16 protein-coding genes and 1 pseudogene are annotated in these 17,513 nt (G+C 70.1%); 10 read left to right on the forward strand and 7 right to left on the reverse strand.

Annotated elements, in window-relative coordinates; all coding sequences use genetic code 11:
- Both OG959_RS01435 and OG959_RS01440 read left to right on the forward strand, forming a co-directional pair.
- The gene (locus tag OG959_RS01435; RefSeq protein ID WP_326656130.1) at positions 1 to 1,095 is read left to right on the forward strand and encodes a LacI family DNA-binding transcriptional regulator; all 1,095 of its coding nucleotides are present in this window, start codon (positions 1 to 3) and stop codon (positions 1,093 to 1,095) included.
- Positions 1,096 to 1,217: 122 nt separating this feature from the next.
- Complete coding sequence (locus tag OG959_RS01440) at positions 1,218 to 1,802, forward strand: hypothetical protein (RefSeq protein ID WP_326656131.1); 585 nt, start codon at positions 1,218 to 1,220, stop codon at positions 1,800 to 1,802.
- 84 nt (positions 1,803 to 1,886) lie between these two features.
- Here the strand turns inward: OG959_RS01440 and OG959_RS01445 are convergent, their stop codons facing one another.
- Positions 1,887 to 3,245 carry an ROK family transcriptional regulator gene (locus OG959_RS01445; RefSeq protein WP_326656132.1) on the reverse strand — a complete coding sequence of 453 codons (1,359 nt, stop codon included), beginning with the start codon at positions 3,243 to 3,245 and terminating at the stop codon, positions 1,887 to 1,889.
- A gap of 145 nt (positions 3,246 to 3,390) precedes the next feature.
- Here OG959_RS01445 and OG959_RS01450 point away from each other — a divergent pair, with 145 nt between their 5' ends.
- The 5 genes from OG959_RS01450 (at position 3,391) to OG959_RS01470 (ending at position 9,544) form a co-directional block, all read left to right on the forward strand.
- The gene (locus tag OG959_RS01450; RefSeq protein WP_326656133.1) at positions 3,391 to 4,704 is read left to right on the forward strand and encodes an ABC transporter substrate-binding protein; all 1,314 of its coding nucleotides are present in this window, start codon (positions 3,391 to 3,393) and stop codon (positions 4,702 to 4,704) included.
- A gap of 10 nt (positions 4,705 to 4,714) precedes the next feature.
- A complete protein-coding gene (locus OG959_RS01455) occupies positions 4,715 to 5,725 on the forward strand; it encodes a carbohydrate ABC transporter permease (protein ID WP_326656134.1) in 1,011 nt (336 codons plus the stop codon).
- Positions 5,718 to 6,626: a carbohydrate ABC transporter permease gene (locus OG959_RS01460; protein WP_326656135.1), complete on the forward strand. Its 909-nt coding sequence runs from the start codon at positions 5,718 to 5,720 to the stop codon at positions 6,624 to 6,626. The genes OG959_RS01455 and OG959_RS01460 overlap by 8 nt, the downstream gene beginning before the upstream one ends.
- Positions 6,627 to 6,646: 20 nt before the next feature.
- Positions 6,647 to 8,005, forward strand: coding sequence for a GH1 family beta-glucosidase (locus OG959_RS01465; protein ID WP_326656136.1), 1,359 nt, complete (start codon positions 6,647 to 6,649; stop codon positions 8,003 to 8,005).
- A 264-nt stretch (positions 8,006 to 8,269) separates the two neighbouring features.
- Positions 8,270 to 9,544, forward strand: coding sequence for an acyl-CoA thioesterase/bile acid-CoA:amino acid N-acyltransferase family protein (locus OG959_RS01470; protein ID WP_326656137.1), 1,275 nt, complete (start codon positions 8,270 to 8,272; stop codon positions 9,542 to 9,544).
- Positions 9,545 to 9,605: 61 nt separating this feature from the next.
- On the opposite strand, the gene OG959_RS01475 is transcribed toward OG959_RS01470, so the two are convergent.
- The 4 genes and pseudogenes from OG959_RS01475 to OG959_RS01485 all read right to left on the reverse strand — a co-directional run bounded on the left by OG959_RS01475 (position 9,606) and on the right by OG959_RS01485 (position 11,563).
- Complete coding sequence (locus OG959_RS01475; protein ID WP_326666150.1) at positions 9,606 to 10,199, reverse strand: TetR-like C-terminal domain-containing protein; 594 nt, start codon at positions 10,197 to 10,199, stop codon at positions 9,606 to 9,608.
- Between the two features lie 225 nt (positions 10,200 to 10,424).
- Positions 10,425 to 10,607: pseudogene (locus OG959_RS38605) on the reverse strand (DUF1996 domain-containing protein); the annotation flags it as partial.
- 164 nt (positions 10,608 to 10,771) lie between these two features.
- A complete protein-coding gene (locus OG959_RS38610; protein ID WP_442805524.1) occupies positions 10,772 to 10,948 on the reverse strand; it encodes a hypothetical protein in 177 nt (58 codons plus the stop codon).
- A gap of 306 nt (positions 10,949 to 11,254) precedes the next feature.
- Entirely contained in the window at positions 11,255 to 11,563 is a 309-nt protein-coding gene (locus OG959_RS01485) for a hypothetical protein (protein WP_326656138.1), read from the reverse strand.
- A 244-nt stretch (positions 11,564 to 11,807) separates the two neighbouring features.
- On the opposite strand from OG959_RS01485, the gene gndA reads away from it, so the two are divergent.
- The 3 genes from gndA (at position 11,808) to OG959_RS01500 (ending at position 15,503) form a co-directional block, all read left to right on the forward strand.
- Positions 11,808 to 13,247 (forward strand): NADP-dependent phosphogluconate dehydrogenase, encoded by a 1,440-nt coding sequence (gene gndA, locus OG959_RS01490; RefSeq protein WP_326656139.1) that lies wholly within the window; start codon positions 11,808 to 11,810, stop codon positions 13,245 to 13,247.
- Between the two features lie 762 nt (positions 13,248 to 14,009).
- Entirely contained in the window at positions 14,010 to 14,513 is a 504-nt protein-coding gene (locus tag OG959_RS01495) for a lamin tail domain-containing protein (RefSeq protein WP_326656140.1), read from the forward strand.
- 486 nt (positions 14,514 to 14,999) lie between these two features.
- Positions 15,000 to 15,503: an N-acetyltransferase gene (locus OG959_RS01500; protein ID WP_326656141.1), complete on the forward strand. Its 504-nt coding sequence runs from the start codon at positions 15,000 to 15,002 to the stop codon at positions 15,501 to 15,503.
- A 40-nt stretch (positions 15,504 to 15,543) separates the two neighbouring features.
- Here the strand turns inward: OG959_RS01500 and OG959_RS01505 are convergent, their stop codons facing one another.
- The gene (locus tag OG959_RS01505) at positions 15,544 to 16,239 is read right to left on the reverse strand and encodes a type 1 glutamine amidotransferase domain-containing protein (RefSeq protein ID WP_326656142.1); all 696 of its coding nucleotides are present in this window, start codon (positions 16,237 to 16,239) and stop codon (positions 15,544 to 15,546) included.
- A gap of 223 nt (positions 16,240 to 16,462) precedes the next feature.
- Entirely contained in the window at positions 16,463 to 17,407 is a 945-nt protein-coding gene (locus OG959_RS01510) for a MerR family transcriptional regulator (RefSeq protein WP_326656143.1), read from the reverse strand.
- Positions 17,408 to 17,513: the final 106 nt, after the last annotated feature.

Genomic DNA, 17,513 nt, shown 5'->3' on the forward strand with positions numbered 1-17,513 from the left:
ATGACGGATGCTCCACGATCGGCCGGTACACCCACCCTTGAGGACGTGGCGAGGGCGGCCGGTGTCTCCCGCGCCACCGTCTCCCGGGTGATCAACGGCGTACGCAATGTCGACCCGGTGATCCAGGAGGCTGTGCGCCGAGCGGTCTCCCTCACCGGCTACGCACCCAACCGCGCGGCACGCTCCCTGGTGACCCGGCGCACCGACGCCATCGCCCTGGTGGTGTCGGGCGCCGGGGTCGACACCGAACCGTCCGACGGCGGTTCGGCCTCGGACACGGCCGATCCGGAGAGCGGGTCGTCCTTCACCGCGCAGGTCTTCGCCGACCCGTTCTTCGGCCGGGTGGTGACCGGGGTGGTCAACTACCTCCGGCCGCGCGGAATGCACCCGGTCCTGATGTTCGCCGAGACGTCACGGGCCCGCGAGGACGTGGTGTCGTTCCTGCGCCAGGGCAGCGCCGACGGCGCGCTGGTCGTCTCGACGCACGCGGAGGACCCGCTGCCCGGCATGCTCACGGACGCCGGACTGCCCGCTGTGCTGTACGCGCGGCCCGCGCGGCCGGTCCGGATCAGCTATGTCGACCTCGCCCACCAGGACGGTGCGCGGCTGGCCGCCGAACACCTGCTGGCACGCGGCTGCCGTCGCCTCGCGACCATCACCGGGCCGCTCGACGTGCCGGCCGGGCAGGACCGGCTGGCCGGATTCCGCGACACGATGGCGCAGCACGGACATCCGTACATCCCGATCGCGGAAGGGCAGTTCACCCAGGAGAGCGGCGAGGCCGCGATGGAGCGGCTGCTGACCGAACACCCGGATCTGGACGGGGTGTTCGCGGCCAACGACCTGATGGCGACGGGCGCCTGCCATGTGCTGCGCGAACAGGGACGGCGGGTGCCCGAGGACGTCGCGGTGATCGGCTTCGACGACAGCAGCGCGGCGTCCGCCTGCCGGCCGCCGCTGACCACGGTCCGCCAGCCGGTCGAGGCCATGGCCGCCGAGATGGCCCGACTGCTGATCGACGGGCTCTCGAAGCCGGACGGAGCGACGACATCGGTGATCTTCGAACCGGCGCTGGTGGTACGCGACTCGGCGTAGGCCCGGCACCGGCCCGCACCCGCACGGGGCTCAGGCCGCCATCCCCCGCTGCCCCGGGGGGTGTTGTGCTGCCCGGCCGCAGCGGAAATGATCAGGTGGATGCTGCTACTTGATCGGGGTCCATGGTGAGTCTGACCGACCGGATACTGCCCCTGGTGGGCGTCGCTCTCGGAGCGCTCATGTCCTTCCTCGTCAGCAGTCTGAACGAGCGGGCGAGGTGGCGCAGGCAGCAGTCGGTGCGCTGGGACGAGCACCGCCTGACCGCCTATGCCGAGTATGCCCATGCCGTGAAGGAGCTGGCGGCCCGGTACCACATGATCGCCGCGGCCCGGGGCCTGGTGTCGGGGCCCACGGAGCTGGAGCCGACTCCCGATGTACTCACCGAGCTCGGCGAGCTGGAGTCCCGCCGTTCCGCCCTCTCCGAGACGCTCGGGCTCCTCGGCGACACCGAGGCGAACACGGCGTCCAAGACGCTGGACCACTGCCTGTGGCGGCTGGAGACCCTGGCCCGGGGCGTCCCCACGGAAGTCGAGCAGAACTGGGACCAGGCGTTCCAGGAGTTCCGGAGTGCGCGCAGCCGCTACGTGGAAAGCGCCCGGGCGAGTCTCGGCGTGCCGGGAGCCGTCGCCCGGGACGTGACCTGGCCGGCCGCGTGGCGCCCCACGTCCCGGTCATCGTCATCGCCCTCGCCCTCGCCCTCGCCGTGAGGGTCGACCCCACGCTTCGGCCCCGGCGTCCGGCGGCCCGGTGCCGACGCCTCAGCACCCGGCGCCGCGTCCGCGTACCCCGCCTCACCCCGTCGCGTCCGACACCGTCCGTGCGCGCCCCCTCCCCCGTACCGCGTCCGCCGCCGTGCGGAACCCCGGCGCCGAGGGGCCGGACTGCGCCTCGGGGGCCGGGCGGCTGCCGCCCCGGGCCAGGAAGTCGGACAGCGGGAGTGTCGCGGCGCCCACCGTCACCGCGTCGGGGCCGAGGCGGCCCAGCTCGATCGTGGTGCGGGCCGCGGCGTGGCGGAGCGCGTACTCCTGCGCGTATCGGCGGATGTCGGGCAGCAGATGCGGCCCGATCAGCAGGCCCGCCCACCCGCCGAGCAGGATGCGCTCGGGCAGGAAGAGGTTGATGAGGTCACCCAGGGCCGCCCCCAGGCATTCGGCGGTCTCGTCGAGCAGGGAGACGGCCAGGGGGTCGGGTTCGCCGCCCGGACCGGGGTAGGCGGCGGCGAGCAGCGCGGCGAGCGCCGTCTCGTCGTCGGCGTCGGCAGGCAGGGGGCCGCCCGCCTCGTGCCAGCGCTCGCGCATGGCCTCGGCGCCCGCGTACGCCTCCAGGCAGCCGATCGAGCCGCACCGGCAGCGGCGGCCGCGCAACTGCACCGTGGTGTGGCCCCATTCGAGGGCCATGCTGCTGCGGGCCTCGCCGAGCAGGTCGCCGTGGTTGACGCAGGCGCCGACTCCGGAGCCGATGAGGGCGACGGCCGAGACCCCGGCTCCGCGTCCGCCGCCGAACCACATCTCGGCCTGACCGAGGGTCTTGGCTCCGTTGTCGATGAAGAACGGCACCTCGGACGGGATCCGGACGGCGTCGCGGAGCAGCCGCTCGAAGGGGACGGCGCTCCAGTCGATGGTCTGACCGTGGACGACGGACCCCACGTCGCCGATCGCACCCTCCGGGGCGTGGCGCTCGATGATGCCGGGGACGCCGATGCCGATGCCGAGAAGCCGGCCCGGATCGGCGCCCGCGTCGCGCAGTACGTCGGCGACCCCGCTGCGGACGTGTCCGACGATGCGGTCGACGTCGTAGCCGTGCTGGGCCAGTAGCCGTTCGGTGCGGGCGAGCTCGGTGAGGGCGAGGTCGAAGAGCTCGACCCTGATCCGCGTCTCTCCGATGTCGATGCCGATGAGGAGGCCGCCGCCGGGGGCGACGCGCAGCAGGGTGCGGGGGCGGCCGCCGTCGGAGTCGACGACGCCGGCCTCCTCCAGGAGGCCCTCGGCGGAGAGTTCCGCGACGACGTTGCTGATGGAACCTGAACTCAGCCCCGTCGCGGGGCCGAGCTCCTGGCGGCTCAGCGGGCCGTCGAAATACAACCGTTGCAATACCCTCGCCCGGTTGCCCCGTCGCAGGTCACGCACGGTCCGTCTGTTGCGCTCAGCCATGTGGCTCCTTCCCTTCCGGCAACATACCGCGACCGCAGGACTTGACGCGACATTCTCTCACCTCTTAAATCACGTCATAAATTAAGTCCTGAAGGTCGTTCGGTTCTCGAACGCGGACTTCCTCCCCGGAAAGGGGCCATCCCGCATGCGCACCATCAGAGCCGCAGCAGCCGCCACCCTCGCGATCTCCATCGCCGCCGGAGTCACCGGCTGCGGAGGCGGTACGTCTTCGAGCGGCGGCAGCAACGATTCACCCAAGACCCTCACGTACTGGGCCTCCAACCAGGGCCCCAGCATCGAGGCCGACAAGAAGATCCTGACCCCCGAGCTGAAGAAGTTCGAGGAGCAGACCGGCATCAAGGTCAAGCTGGAGGTCGTCCCCTGGGCCGACCTGCTGAACCGGATCCTCGCGGCCACCACGTCCGGTCAGGGCCCGGACGTGCTGAACATCGGCAACACCTGGTCGGCCTCGCTCCAGGCGACGGGAGCCCTGCTGCCCTGGGACAAGGCGAACTTCGACGCGATCGGCGGCCGGGACCGCTTCGTCGACTCGGCAGTCGCCTCGGCCGGCGCGGAGGGCAAGGACCCCTCCGCGGTCCCGCTGTACTCGCTCGCGTACGCCCTCTACTACAACAAGAAGAGCTTCGCCGAGGCGGGCATCGACAAGCCCCCGGCCACCTGGGACGAGCTGGTCGAGGACGGCAAGAAGCTCTCCAAGAACGGCAAGTGGGGCCTGGGCGCGGAGGGCTCCAACCTCTCCAACAACATCCACCAGACCTTCGTCCTGGCACAGCAGCACGGCGCCGACTTCTTCGACGCCGCCGGAAAGCCGACGTTCACCTCCGACGGTGCCGTCGCAGCCGTGAAGCAGTACATCGACTTCATGGCCAAGGACAAGATCGTCGCGCCGGGCAACGCCGAGTACGCGCAGAACCAGTCCCTGACGGACTTCGCCAAGGGCAAGACGGCGATGGTGCTGTGGCAGGCCGCCGCCTCGACGTTCGCTTCCCAGGGCATGAAGCCCGAGGACTGGGGCGCGGCCCCCGTGCCCGTCGCGTCCGGCACCCCCGGCCAGGGCAAGAACATCAACTCCATGGTCGCCGGCATCAACATGGCGGTGTTCAAGAACACCAAGAACATCGACGGCGCCAAGAAGTTCGTGAAGTTCATGACGAGCGACGCCGAGCAGAAGCTGCTCAACAAGACCTACGGGTCCATCCCGCCGGTCAAGACCGCCCAGGCCGACGCCGCGTTCTCGGCGCCCGACCTCGCGGTCCTGCGCGACACGCTGGCCAAGAGCGCGGCCCCGCTGCCGCAGGTGCCCAACGAGTCGCAGTTCGAGACGGCCGTCGGCACCGCGGTCAAGGAGCTGTGGGCCGACGCCGCAGCCGGACGCCCCGTGACCACCGAATCCGTCAAGGCGCGCCTCGAAAAGGCCCAGCAGACGATGCAGCAGTAAGGCACCTTCCATGACCGCCACCGTGACCACCGACAGCCGAGCCGAAAAGTCGGACAGGGTGACGAGCCGGGGCACCGGGGGTGCGCGCAGGAGACTGCCGCGCATCCCCGACCGGATCCGCCAGGGCGGACTGCCCTACCTCCTGCTCCTGCCGGCCGTCCTGCTCGAACTTCTCATCCATGTGATCCCGATGATCATCGGGATCGTGATGAGCTTCCGCCAGCTCACTCAGTTCTTCATCGGCAACTGGGGCGCAGCGCCCTGGACCGGCCTCGACAACTACAAGATCGCCGTCGATTTCAACGCCCCGATCGGCGAGGCTCTGCTCCACTCGTTCTTCGTCACCTGCGTCTTCACGTTCTTCGCCGTCGGCCTGGCGTGGCTGTTCGGTGTCACGGCGGCGATCATGCTCCAGGAGAACTTCCGCGGCCGCGGGTTCCTGCGGGCGATCTTCCTCGTCCCGTACGCCCTTCCGGTCTACGCGGCCGTCATCACCTGGGCGTTCATGTTCCAGCGGGACAACGGGCTGGTCAACCACGTGCTCCACGACCAGCTCGGGCTGACCGACCAGCCGTCCTTCTGGCTGATCGGCGACAACAGCATCTACGCGCTGATCGTCGTCTCGGTCTGGAAGGGCTGGCCGTTCGCCTTCCTCATCGTGATGGCGGGGCTGCAGAACATCCCGCGCGAGCTGTACGAAGCCTCCGCGATCGACGGCGCCGGCATCTGGCAGCAGATCCGCAAGATCACGCTGCCGTCGCTGCGCCCGGTCAACCAGGTCCTGGTGCTCGTCCTGTTCCTCTGGACGTTCAACGACTTCAACACCCCGTACGTGCTGTTCGGCAAAGCGGCACCGGAGAACGCGGACCTCATCTCGATCCACATCTACCAGTCGTCGTTCGTCACCTGGAACTTCGGCACCGGATCGGCGATGTCCGTGCTCCTGCTGCTGTTCCTGCTGGTCGTGACGGCCGTCTACCTGCTCATCACCTCGCGCGGAAGGAAGGGTGCAGATGCCTAGCCATGCCCAGCCGGCCGCACTGTCGAGAGCGGCCAGATCAAGATCACGGTCCCGGTCGCCGATGGCCGCGCCGCAGTCCTTCCTCTGGACCCGCCGCATCATCCTGGCCCTCCTGACCGCCTTCGTCCTGCTGCCCGTGTACGTGATGATCAGCAGCTCCCTCAAGCCGCTCCAGGACGTCTCGGGGAAGTTCCACTGGATCCCGTCCGGGCTGACCGTCAAGCCGTACCTCGACATCTGGGACACCGTCCCCCTCGCCCGGTACTTCGTCAACTCGCTGGTGGTGGCGGGCTCGGCGACGGTCCTCTCGGTGATCATCGCGGTGTTCTCCGCGTACGCCGTCAGCCGCTACAAGTTCCGCGGCAAGCGGGTCTTCACCGTCACGGTGCTCTCCACCCAGATGTTCCCCGGCATCCTCTTCCTGCTCCCTCTGTTCCTCATCTTCGTCAACATCGGGAACAGCACCGGGATCGCGCTGTACGGCTCGCGCGGCGGACTGATCCTCACGTATCTGACGTTCTCGCTGCCGTTCTCCATCTGGATGCTCATCGGGTACTTCGACTCGATACCCAGGGACCTGGACGAGGCCGCCCTCGTCGACGGCTGCGGACCGCTCGGCGCCCTGTTCCGGGTCGTCGTGCCGGCCGCGGTGCCCGGCATCGTCGCCGTCGCCGTGTACGCGTTCATGACGGCCTGGGGCGAGGTCCTCTTCGCCTCCGTCATGACGAACGACACCACCCGCACGCTCGCCGTCGGCCTCCAGGGCTACGCGACTCAGAACGACGTCTACTGGAACCAGGTCATGGCCGCCTCGCTCGTCGTCAGCGTGCCGATCGTCGGCGGGTTCCTGCTCCTCCAGCGCTACCTCGTCGCCGGCCTCACGGCGGGAGCCGTCAAGTGACCACTTCGGAAAGGAAGTCCGTGAACGACCTCAGCGCCCTCCCGGCCGACTTCACCTGGGGCGTCGCCACCGCCGCGTACCAGATCGAGGGAGCCGTGGCCGAGGACGGCCGCGCCCCCTCGATCTGGGACACCTTCTCCCACATCCCGGGCAAGGTGGCCGGTGGCGACACCGGGGACGTGGCCTGCGACCACTACCACCGCGTCCCCGAGGACATCGCCCTGATCAAGGAGGTGGGGGCGGGCGCGTACCGCTTCTCGCTCGCCTGGCCGCGGATCGTCCCCGGCGGCGACGGCCCGGTCAACGAAGCCGGTCTCGACTTCTACGACCGGCTGGTGGACGGGCTGCTGGACGCCGGGATCACGCCGTTCGCCACGCTCTACCACTGGGACCTTCCGCAGGCGCTCCAGGACCGGGGCGGCTGGACGGTCCGCGAGACCGCGGAGCACTTCGCCGCGTACACCTCGGTCGTCGTGGACCGCCTCGGGGACCGGGTCAAGGACTGGGCGACGCTCAACGAGCCGCTCTGCTCGGCGTGGATCGGACACCTCGAAGGCACGATGGCTCCGGGTCTCACCGACCTGACCGCCGCCGTCCGCGCCTCGTACCACCTGCACCTGGGCCACGGCCTCGCGGTGCGGGCGATCCGGGCCGCGTCCCCGGACGCCCGCGTCGGCATCGTCAACAACCTCAGCCCGGTCGAGGCGGCCACCGACCGCGAGGCGGACCGTGCCGCCGCGGTGCGCGGGGACGGCCACATCAACCGCTGGTGGCTCGACCCGATCCTGGGGCGCGGCTACCCGCAGGACATGGTCGACCTGTACGGAGTCGAACTCCCGGTCCAGGACGGCGACATGGAGATCATCTCGGCGCCGCTCGACTGGATGGGCGTGAACTACTACTTCCGCCAGGTCGTCACCGCCGACGCGACCGGCCCCGTCCCGCACGCCAAGCAGGTCTACCTGCCCGGCTCCCGCCACACCCACATGGACTGGGAGGTCCACGCACAGGGCCTGGAGCAGCTCCTCCTGCGCCTGACCGAGGAGTACGGCGTCCAGCGCCTCTACGTCACCGAGAACGGCGCCGCGTACCAGGACGTCGTCCTCGCCGACGGTTCGGTGCACGACCCGGAGCGGACCCAGTACCTGGAGGAGCACCTCGCCGCCTGCGCCCGCGCCGTCCGCAAGGGCGCGCCGCTCGCCGGCTACTTCGCCTGGTCCCTGCTGGACAACTTCGAGTGGGCGTACGGCTACGACAAGCGGTTCGGCCTCGTCCACGTCGACTACGCGACGCAGCGCCGCACCGTCAAGAGCAGCGGCCGGCGGTACGCCGAACTGGCCCGCGAAGCGGCGGCGGGCCGCTCACGCAAGGCCGCCTGACCTCACCACGAGGGCGCAGGGGCCACCCCAGCAGCCTCCGGCCGCGACGGACGACCGTCGCCGCCGGAGGTTTCGCGTCTCGCGCTTCCCGATCCGCGCTTCCCGGTCCGCACCTCTCGGTCCGCGCCTCTCGGTCCGCGCCGCGTTCGGCCAAGGATTCGAAAAGTTCGATTGCGGTTGCCCGATCCTCGGCGCGGAACCTCCTCCACGTGATTGATTGCCCTGTACAGCTACTGCGGCAACGCCGAGTTGAGGGGGCGCATCGTGAGGACGAAGGACGTGAACGGCCGTGCGACAGGCTGGCGGTACCGCGCAGTCGCGGTGGCGTGCTGTCTGACCTTGTCAGGTGCGGGCGCGTGTTCGTCGGGGCCCCAGCACAGCACCCGGGCGAGCATCCAGGTGGACCGGGCGGAATCCCTGGCGGACGGCGCGGTACGTGTCCGGGTCTCGGGCCTGCGTCCAAACGAGGAGGTCACCCTCACCGCAGGCGCGGCGGACTATCGGGGCGCCCCATGGGCGAGCCAGGCCGTCGTCACCGCGGACGATGCCGGAACCGTGGACCTGAACCGTGCACGATCGCGTTCGGGAACCTACCGCGGCGTGGACGGCATGGGCCTGTTCTGGTCCATGACGCCCCAGCAGAAGGGCGCGGGGAAGGAGACGTTCGCCTCCAAGCCACCGGAACAGCAGGCGTCCTTCAAAGTGACGCTCGCCGTGAAGGCCGGCGGCAAGCGGATCGCGACACGTTCGCTGACGCGCACGTGGATGAGCGAGGGCACGACCTACCAGGCCCTGAGGGGGGACAGGAACGGCCTGTACGGGGCCCTGTACCTCCCGGCGCCGCACTCGCCACGACGTGCACCGGTGCTGACCATCGGCGGCTCGGAGGGCGGCACCAGCAACCGGCTTGCCGCCGCGTTGCTCGCCTCCCACGGGCACCCCGTCCTCGCTCTCTGCTACTTCGGCTGCCCGGGGCGTCCGGAGAGCCTGGAGAACATCAAGCTGGAGTACTTCGCCACGGCCGCCCGGTTCCTGGACCGGCAGTACGGAACGAAGAGTGCCAAGCCTGCCGTGATCGGAGTCTCCCGCGGGACGGAGGCAGCCCAACTTCTCGCCCACGCCTACCCCGGGCTCGTCGGCGATGTCGTCCTCTACGCCCCGTCCCGGAACACCACGCCGGGCTTCCCCCACGGCATCGCATGGACCCGGAACGACAAGCCGGTCGACCTCACCCCGATCCCGCTCGACGACGTGAAGGGCAGCGTTCTGGCGATCGCGGGTGATGACGACCGGCTCTGGCAGTCGGCCGATGCCGCCCGCAGCATCGGAGACGATCAGTCGGGCCCGGGCAGCCGGCGCGAGGCCCTGGTCTACAAGAAGGCGGGCCACGCCATCGGCTGGTACCCGTACAGCCCCTCGGCGCGTTACGCGATGAACCGGATGTCGAACAGGTACATGGATCTCGGCGGGACATCGGCCGGGAACGCCCACGCGCAGGCCGACGGCTGGCCCCGCGTGCTCAGGCTTCTCGGTGAGTGAGCCGGCATCAGGGAGAACCCGACCGCCCTGCGCCGCGGCCGCGGGCTCGTGTCCACGGCGCTCACTCTGCGCGAGCGGTCCCGCCGGTCGCCGACGGCCAGTTGGCCAGCAGGAAGTGCAACGCCTCGACGGCACGCTCCCACGACGCCTGCACCGGACGCGGCGCACCGAATCCGCCGTCCGCCTCAAGTGCGGTGAACCCGTGGAACGTGCTGCGCAGCAGCCGTACCGCGTCCGTGAGATCGGGTTCGGTCAGGCCGTAGGCGCGCAGCATCGACGAAGTGGTCGCGATGGTCCGGTGGTACGCGGGCGCAGCGGCGACGACGGCGGGATCGACTCGCATCCGCGTCGCCTCGTACCGGCCCGGGCACTCCAGCGCGAAGGACCGGTAGGCGTCGGCGAAGGCGATGAGGGCGTCCCGGCCGGCCCGGCCGGCCACGGCGGCCTCGATCCGGTCGATGAACTCCCCCGCGGCCAGCAGCGCGACCCGGGTACGCAGGTCCTGGAGGTTCTTGACGTGTGAGTACAGGCTGGCGTCCTTGACGCCGAAGCCTCGGGCCAGCGCGGAAATGGTGACCTTGTCGAAGCCGATCGAGTCCGCCAGGTCGGCGGCCGCCGCGACGACGCGGTCCGTCGTGAGCCCCGCGCGTACCATCCCCACCCCATCGCCGTACTGCCTGGACCCCTTGGCTTTCTCCGGAATATACACAGGTGGGCGCCCGGTCGGGAAAGTCGGCGGCCCGCGGTGGCCACGGATTGCCGTGGGCACCGCGGGCTATTGCGCCGCGCCGACAGCGGGGAGTGGGACGACGCGGGCAATTCCGAAGGAGAGCGCTCTCCTCGGCAGGCAGGGTGCGGCCATCGAGAAGAGCGCTCCGGGTCAGGGGAGTTCGTAGTTCGCGTCGAGTGCGGCGCCGCGGTCCGTGTTCGCCTGGTCGTACCCGCGGGCGTCGCACTGGAGGCCACCGATGACGCAGTGGTCGACCAGGGCATCGAGCGTGGCGTCGTCCCAGGCGCTGAAGAAGTCGCAGTGGAAGCTGTGGCCGGTCCCGCTGGCGAACTGCTCGGCCGTCCGCATCGGACTGCCGACGACGAACCGAAGCCCCTTCGGGAAGGGCCGCACGCCGGTGACCGGCAGGTTCGCCATGATGCAGCCGTCGCCGTCCGGGTCGCCACCGAAGGGAACCGGGGCGGCGGCCGCCATCACATGCCCCTGCATCGCATGCGTCACGGCGCGGGCCGTTCGGCGGCGCGGGGAGCGGCGCCGGCCGGGCCCGCGTCCGCGATCGCGTTGAACCCCGTGCCCACGAGGGCCAGGGAGGCGGCGAAGGCCGGCAGGGACACCAGCCTTGTCTTGCGGAGCACTGCCGGACGGGGTCTCTCCGAGCGTGGTCTTGTCGTCATGCGGACCTCCATGCCGCTCTGCGTCCGCACACATCGGATGTGCGGCGTGGGGAGAAGGAGTTGGATGGTGCACCGCGGAGAGACCCCTCGTGGCGGTGGCCGGAAGAAGGTGGGAGAGCGCTCTCCAACGCATGGTCAGTGTTGCGCTGCCGCTCAAGAAGTGTCAAGAGTTGGTGAACTACGGCAGCAGAGACCTCCGTTGCGTTCGGACGCGGAAGACAGCCGGCAGCCGACGGGCCTGCGGATTCGCGGCTGACGGCCAGGGCGATGGCGAGGACGGGACAGCTACCGCACCCCGACCCGATGTCAGCCGTACACGGGGACGGACGCCTGATGGGCGAGGCGGGCGTCCGCGACCTCAGCGATCCGGCCGAGGACGTCGTCGAGCGCCGGGAACTCCTCCCACGGCCCCCTCCCACCCACCTGCACCGGATGAGCGACGCCGAACTCCTCCGGGCCGGGGACGCGTGTGTTCTTCCAGATCTTGTCGGCCGCACTGACCAACAGGTCCTCGACGCCCACCGCAGGATGCGTCCGGTCCGCGTGGGTGCCGGCGAGGCGCGCCGGAGCGAAATCGATGTCGTGGGCCGGCAGCAGTTCCCGGCCTCCCTCCAAGCGTGCGGAGCCAGGACGGTCGGCGGGTCGCGGAAGCACAGCGGCCCTCTGCCCGCCCGCACGGGCGGATCCGGTCCGGTGCGTAACGGGCCGGGTGCCCCGGGTGCCATCCGGCCGTTGAACAGGCCGTCCTCCCGTCCCGTATCCATACTGGACATCGCAGCCTCCCGGCGCCCCGCCCCGCCCGGCTTCCCGGCCTGCGGGCCGGTCCCCGGCCTTCCCGACAGATTGCAGGAGCAGACAGATGAGCGGCACTGCCCAGATCGGCGTCACCGGACTCGCGGTGATGGGCCGCAACCTGGCCCGCAACTTCGCCCGCAACGGCTACACGGTCGCCGTGCACAACCGCACGACAGCGAAGACGGACGCCCTGGTCGAGGAGTTCGGCGACGAGGGGGCCTTCGTGGCCGCGCGCACGCCCGAGGAGTTCGTCGCGGCACTGGAACGGCCGCGCCGCCTGGTCGTCATGGTGAAGGCGGGCGAGCCGACGGACGCGGTCATCCAGGAGTTCGCCCCGCTGCTGGACGAGGGCGACGTCATCATCGACGGCGGCAACGCGCACTTCGAGGACACCCGGCACCGCGAGAAGGAGCTGCGCGGACGCGGGATCCACTTCGTCGGCGCCGGCATCTCGGGCGGCGAGGAGGGCGCGCTGAACGGCCCCAGCATCATGCCGGGCGGTTCGGCCGAGTCGTACGCGTCGCTGGGGCCGATGCTGGAGAAGATCGCGGCGAAGGCGAAGGACGGTACGCCCTGCACCACGCACATCGGGCCCGACGGCGCCGGCCACTTCGTGAAGATGGTGCACAACGGCATCGAGTACGCGGACATGCAGCTCATCGGCGAGGCGTACCAACTGCTGCGCGACGTGGCCGGATACTCCCCCGCGCAGATCGCTGACATCTTCCGCACGTGGAACACCGGGCGTCTGGACTCCTACCTCATCGAGATCACCGCGGACGTGCTGTCGCACGTCGACGCGGCGACCGGCAAGCCCTTCGTGGACATCGTGCTCGACCGGGCCGAGCAGAAGGGCACCGGCCGCTGGACCGTGCAGATCGCCCTCGACCTGGGCGTTCCCGTCTCCGGCATCGCCGAGGCCGTCTTCGCCCGCTCGGTCTCCGGCCACGCCGACCTCCGAGACGCCTCACACCACCTCGCCGGACCGACCGCCCGCAAGCTCGCCGAGGACGAGGCGGCGGCCTTCGCCGACCGGGTCGAGCAGGCCCTCTACGCCTCGAAGATCGTCGCCTACACCCAGGGCTTCCACGAGATGGCGGCCGGCAGCGAGCAGTACGACTGGAACATCGACCTCGGCAAGGTCGCCTCCATCTGGCGCGGCGGATGCATCATCCGGGCCGCCTTCCTCGACCGCATCACCAGCGCCTACGAGGCACAGCCCGACATGCCGAGCCTCCTCTCCGACAAGAGCTTCGCCGAAGAGATCGCCGCCGCACAGGACGACTGGCGCACCGTGATCACCACCGCCGTCACCGAGGGCGTCCCCACCCCCGCCTTCGCCGCCACCCTCGCCTACTACGACTCCCTGCGCGCCACGCGCCTTCCCGCCGCCCTCACCCAGGGCCAGCGCGACTACTTCGGCGCACACACCTACCACCGCACCGACCGCGAAGGCACCTTCCACACCCTCTGGGGCGACGACAAGAGCGAAGTCGAGAGCTGACCGAACACCTGGTGGGCCGTTTCGCTCCGGCCGGCTGATGGCATGCAGGCCACAACTCGCCGCCGCGCCCGGGCGGGCGGCCTTCCGGTCATGGCCCCTTCACAGCGTCAGCCGACGCGCCACCGGGGGCCTGCCGCGGCCTTCCCGGCAACTCCAGCGACGGCTCCTCCAGAAGGCCTTCTCGGCCGCACGACGCCCACGCCCGCCCCTGCGAAGCCCCGGCACCGCGCTGACCTGTCGTCGCCCAACGCGCCGGCGTCCCTGTGGTCCTTCGCCCTGGTTGCAGGGCTTCTCGTCCGAGGCGGTGGCGGCTGGCGTCGGGGGCCGCTCACCAACCCCCTGAACCCGAAGACGGGCGCCTTCCACGTCGCCGTCCTGCCTCAGTTCATCCCCGCGGGCACCGGTCACTTCACCATGGGTCTCCTGCTCGCCACGGTGCACATCAACGGATGATCCGAAGGTCAGGGGCCCACTACCTGCTCAGCACCGGACCCAGATCAGAGCGACGCGACGTGGAGTGCGGCCCGGCAGGCGACGACAAGCAGAGCATCAGGCTCACCGCGAAGATCCTGAGTCTCAAGCGGTCACGGATTCCTGTGGGTTGGCAGCTGCTCCACAAGCTTCGGTCACTGGCCACGCCACGGGAACCCAGGAGCACTCTCGGCGCGGTGCACACACTTTCGTCAGATTTTCTTCACGTGATGCTCACAGATTTCGGTATGCTTCAGCCGCTCCATCCGCACCTTTGAGGGGGGAATCCTCATGAACGCCCGTCACGCCATAGCCACCGCCGCAGCTGCCGCTTCGGCCATCTCGCTCGGGCTCACGGCTGCCGCTCCCGCACAGGCCGCCGAGTACTCCTCAGCCCTGAAGATCCGGGGCGTGCAGTACGACGCCCCGGGCAGCGACTCCAACAAGTGCTCGGGCGGCAACACCAAGAACGAGTACCTGACGATCAAGAACTACTCGCGCACGGCGACCGTCAACCTGAAGGGCTACGTCGTCAGGGACGCGGTCGGCAACAAGTTCACCTTCAAGTCGTCCCACTACCTGCAGCCCGGCGACTACGTCAGCCTGCGCGGCGCACACGGAACCGACTCCGACGCCAAGAACGTCGTCTACCGCCAGAACTGCAACTTCATCTGGAACAACGACAAGGACACCATCTACCTGTACAAGCCGACCGGTTCCCGCGCCGATGTTCACGCGTACAGCAAGAAGGCCAACGACCGCGACGGCAACGGCTACATCACATACCACGGCTGAGCAACCGAAATCCGGCGTCATGGGGTTCGATCACCTGTCCACATCGAGAGTCTCGACGTGACTTCCCGACCGGCCTCCACGATCGCGGATGAGCGCAGAAGCCGCGCCGGGGGCTGCAAGCGGAATGGTGCCGACTCGGCGTGGACAACCTCCGCTCCACATCAATAGCCGGTGAAGCCCCCAGCGCGGAAGTCGCCCCGGACGATTTCAGGACTGTCCGGGGCGATCATGCGACGGTGCCCTCCTCGGGTCGCTGCACCCGGCAGAGGCGCGGATCGGCGTGGTGGGCTGCAGAATGCCGAACGGGAAGGGGCGCGACCGTCCTTGCCAGTGGGTAACGGCTGGTGTGTGGGTGTCCGCACTGTTGGTGCAGGTACACGCCCTCGCGCGGCTGGGGTCCGATGCGCCCGCCCGGACGGCGGTCTGACGCCGGGACGCGGAAAACCCGGAGGAACAGACATCCGCTCGGTGCTACGGTCGGGCCCCATGCGCTGGCTTCCCGAAGATTTCGTCCACCCCGTCCTGGTACCGCTGCCGGGCGGCGACCACCACCTGAGGCCGATCCGGGAGGCGGACACGGCACTCGACTATCCGGCCGTGATGGGCTCTCGCGAGCGGTTGTGGGCCATGTTCGGTCCGGCCTGGGGCTGGCCCGCAGCCACGATGACCTACGAGGCCGACCAGGCGGACCTGCTGCGGCACGAGAAGGAGATCGCCGCCCACCAGTCCTTCAACTACGCGCTGTTCGACGCGGCGGAGACGGCCCTGCTCGGCTGTGTCTACATCGACCCGCCGGAGAAGTCCGGCGCCGACGGCGAGATCTGCTGGTGGGTGGTGGACGAACTGGTGGGCAGCGAGGTCGAACAGGCGCTGGACGCCCTGGTGCCGCAGTGGATCGCCGCCGACTGGCCGTTCGAGCAGCCGCGATTCCTCGGGCGCGAGACCTCCTGGCCGGACTGGCTCGCGCTGCCGGCGCACCCTGACGCGTAACCCCCTTACGCCACAGGGTGCGGCATCCCCGATCTCGCCGTCAGCCGATCCGCTTGAGCAGTTCGTCGGCGAGCGGGCCGGACGAGGCCGGGTTCTGACCGGTGACGAGGTTACGGTCGACGACCACGTGCGGGGCCCACGGCTCGCCTTCCTGGAAGTCGGTGCCGATCTCCACAAGACGGTCCTGGAGCAGCCACTTGGCCTTGTCAGCGAAGCCGGCCTGGCTCTCCTCGGTGTTGGTGAAGCCGGTGAGCCGGTAGCCGGAGAAGGCGTTGGTGCCGTCGTCCTTCTTGGCTGCGAGTACGGCGGCCGGGGCGTGGCAGACGATGCCGAGCGGCATCCCCGAGTCCAGTGCCCGGGTCAGCAGGCGGCCGGAGTCGGCATTGACCGCCAGGTCCTCCATCGGGCCGTGTCCGCCCGGGTAGAAGACCGCCGCGTAGTCCGCGGGGTCCACGTCCTCGACCTTCAGCGGGTGCCCGAGTTCGGCCATGCCGGCGACGGCGGCCGCCATTTTGTCGGCGTTCTCCTGGCCGTCGTTGAACTCGGGGGCCAGGCTGCCGCGGTCCACGGTCGGCACCACTCCACCGGGCGTGGCGACGGTGATCTCGTGTCCGGCGGCCCGGAACCTCTCGTACGGGGCGATGACCTCCTCCGCCCAGAAACCGGTCGGGTGCACGGTTCCGTCGGCGAGGGTCCAGTGGTCGGATCCGGTCACGACGAAAAGGATCTTTGCCATGTCACGTCCTTCGGTGGGCCGGGAGCCCTGCTCCCGGGAGGGTGTGCGGCCCGGCGGTCCCGGATCCGGGACCGCCGTCGCGCCGATGTGTCCGACGGTACGGCCGCCTACCCACCTGGCTCCCGCAGAATCGCGGGCGGGAGCGACGGGGAATCACATGGGATGACGGGAATGGCGCAGACGGCTGCCGCCGGGCCGGCGCCCAGCTGCCCCGTACACCGGATCAGGAGGCGATCCGGGCACGCAACGCCGCGCAGAACCAGTCCAGTTCGGGCGACAGCGGTTCCGGTGCCGGCCAGCGGTTGACCACGGCGAGCAGATGGAGGTAGCGCTCCCTTCGTGGATCGTTGACGGTGTCGAGGCGGGCGAGCAGCCGCTGCCGGAGAGCGGCGTCGTCCGGCCGGCCGCACCGTTGCGCGTAGACGGCCGTGACCGCGTCGACGACGGGGCCGGCCTGTGGGGATCCCGGGTCGATGCCCGCGGCGCGCGCCGGGGCGGTGTGGTCGCGGATCACCGCCTCCGGGTCGGGCCGGGGGACTCCGGCGGCGTGCGCGGGCCGGTCTTCCGCGTGATGCGCTGTCGTACGGCGCATGGCGTCACGGAATCCGGGGTCCTGGCACAGTTCGGCGAGTTCGAGCCACGCCTCCGTCTCCTCCTCGGCGGGGTTGTCGGACAGATGCGGCGTCATCGATGTCGCGACGCCCGCCAGTCCCGTCCCGGTCGCCGGGCTGTTGAGCACCTCGTCCAGGAACTCTTGTGTGAGGGCCCGTCGTTCGTCCTCGGTGAGTGCGGCCAGTCGGTGCATGAGTTCCATCTCCTCAGGGGTCGCATCGCGGCGGACGGCGGCCATGAGCACCGCACGCCGCGCGGTCAGCACCCGGATCTGTACCGCGAGCGCCTCCGCGTGTGCTGCGGCGAGCTCGGCCGGCGGGGTGTCCCGGTCCAGGGCCTCGCGAATGGTGGGCAGTCCGAGCCCGAGCGCGCGCAGTGTCCGCACCAGACGCAGACGTGCCACGGCTTCGGGGCCGTAGTGGCGGTAGCCGGCCGGGGTGCGGCCGGCGGGCGGCACGATCCCGCGGTCCGAGTACGCGCGCACGGCCTTGACCGTGAGCCCGGTCCGCCGTGCCAGCTCGCCGATCGTGAGATGCGTGTCGCCTTCGCCGTTCATGCGCCCACTCTCCCGTCTCCCCCGGGGGGAGACTCAAGTCGCTCTTCCGGCCGTTCCGGCAGTACGTCACCGGCCCCGGGCACCGTCCGGTGCCGCGGGCGCACGG

This window comes from Streptomyces sp. NBC_00385, assembly GCF_035917155.1.
Taxonomy (GTDB): domain Bacteria; phylum Actinomycetota; class Actinomycetes; order Streptomycetales; family Streptomycetaceae; genus Streptomyces; species Streptomyces poriferorum.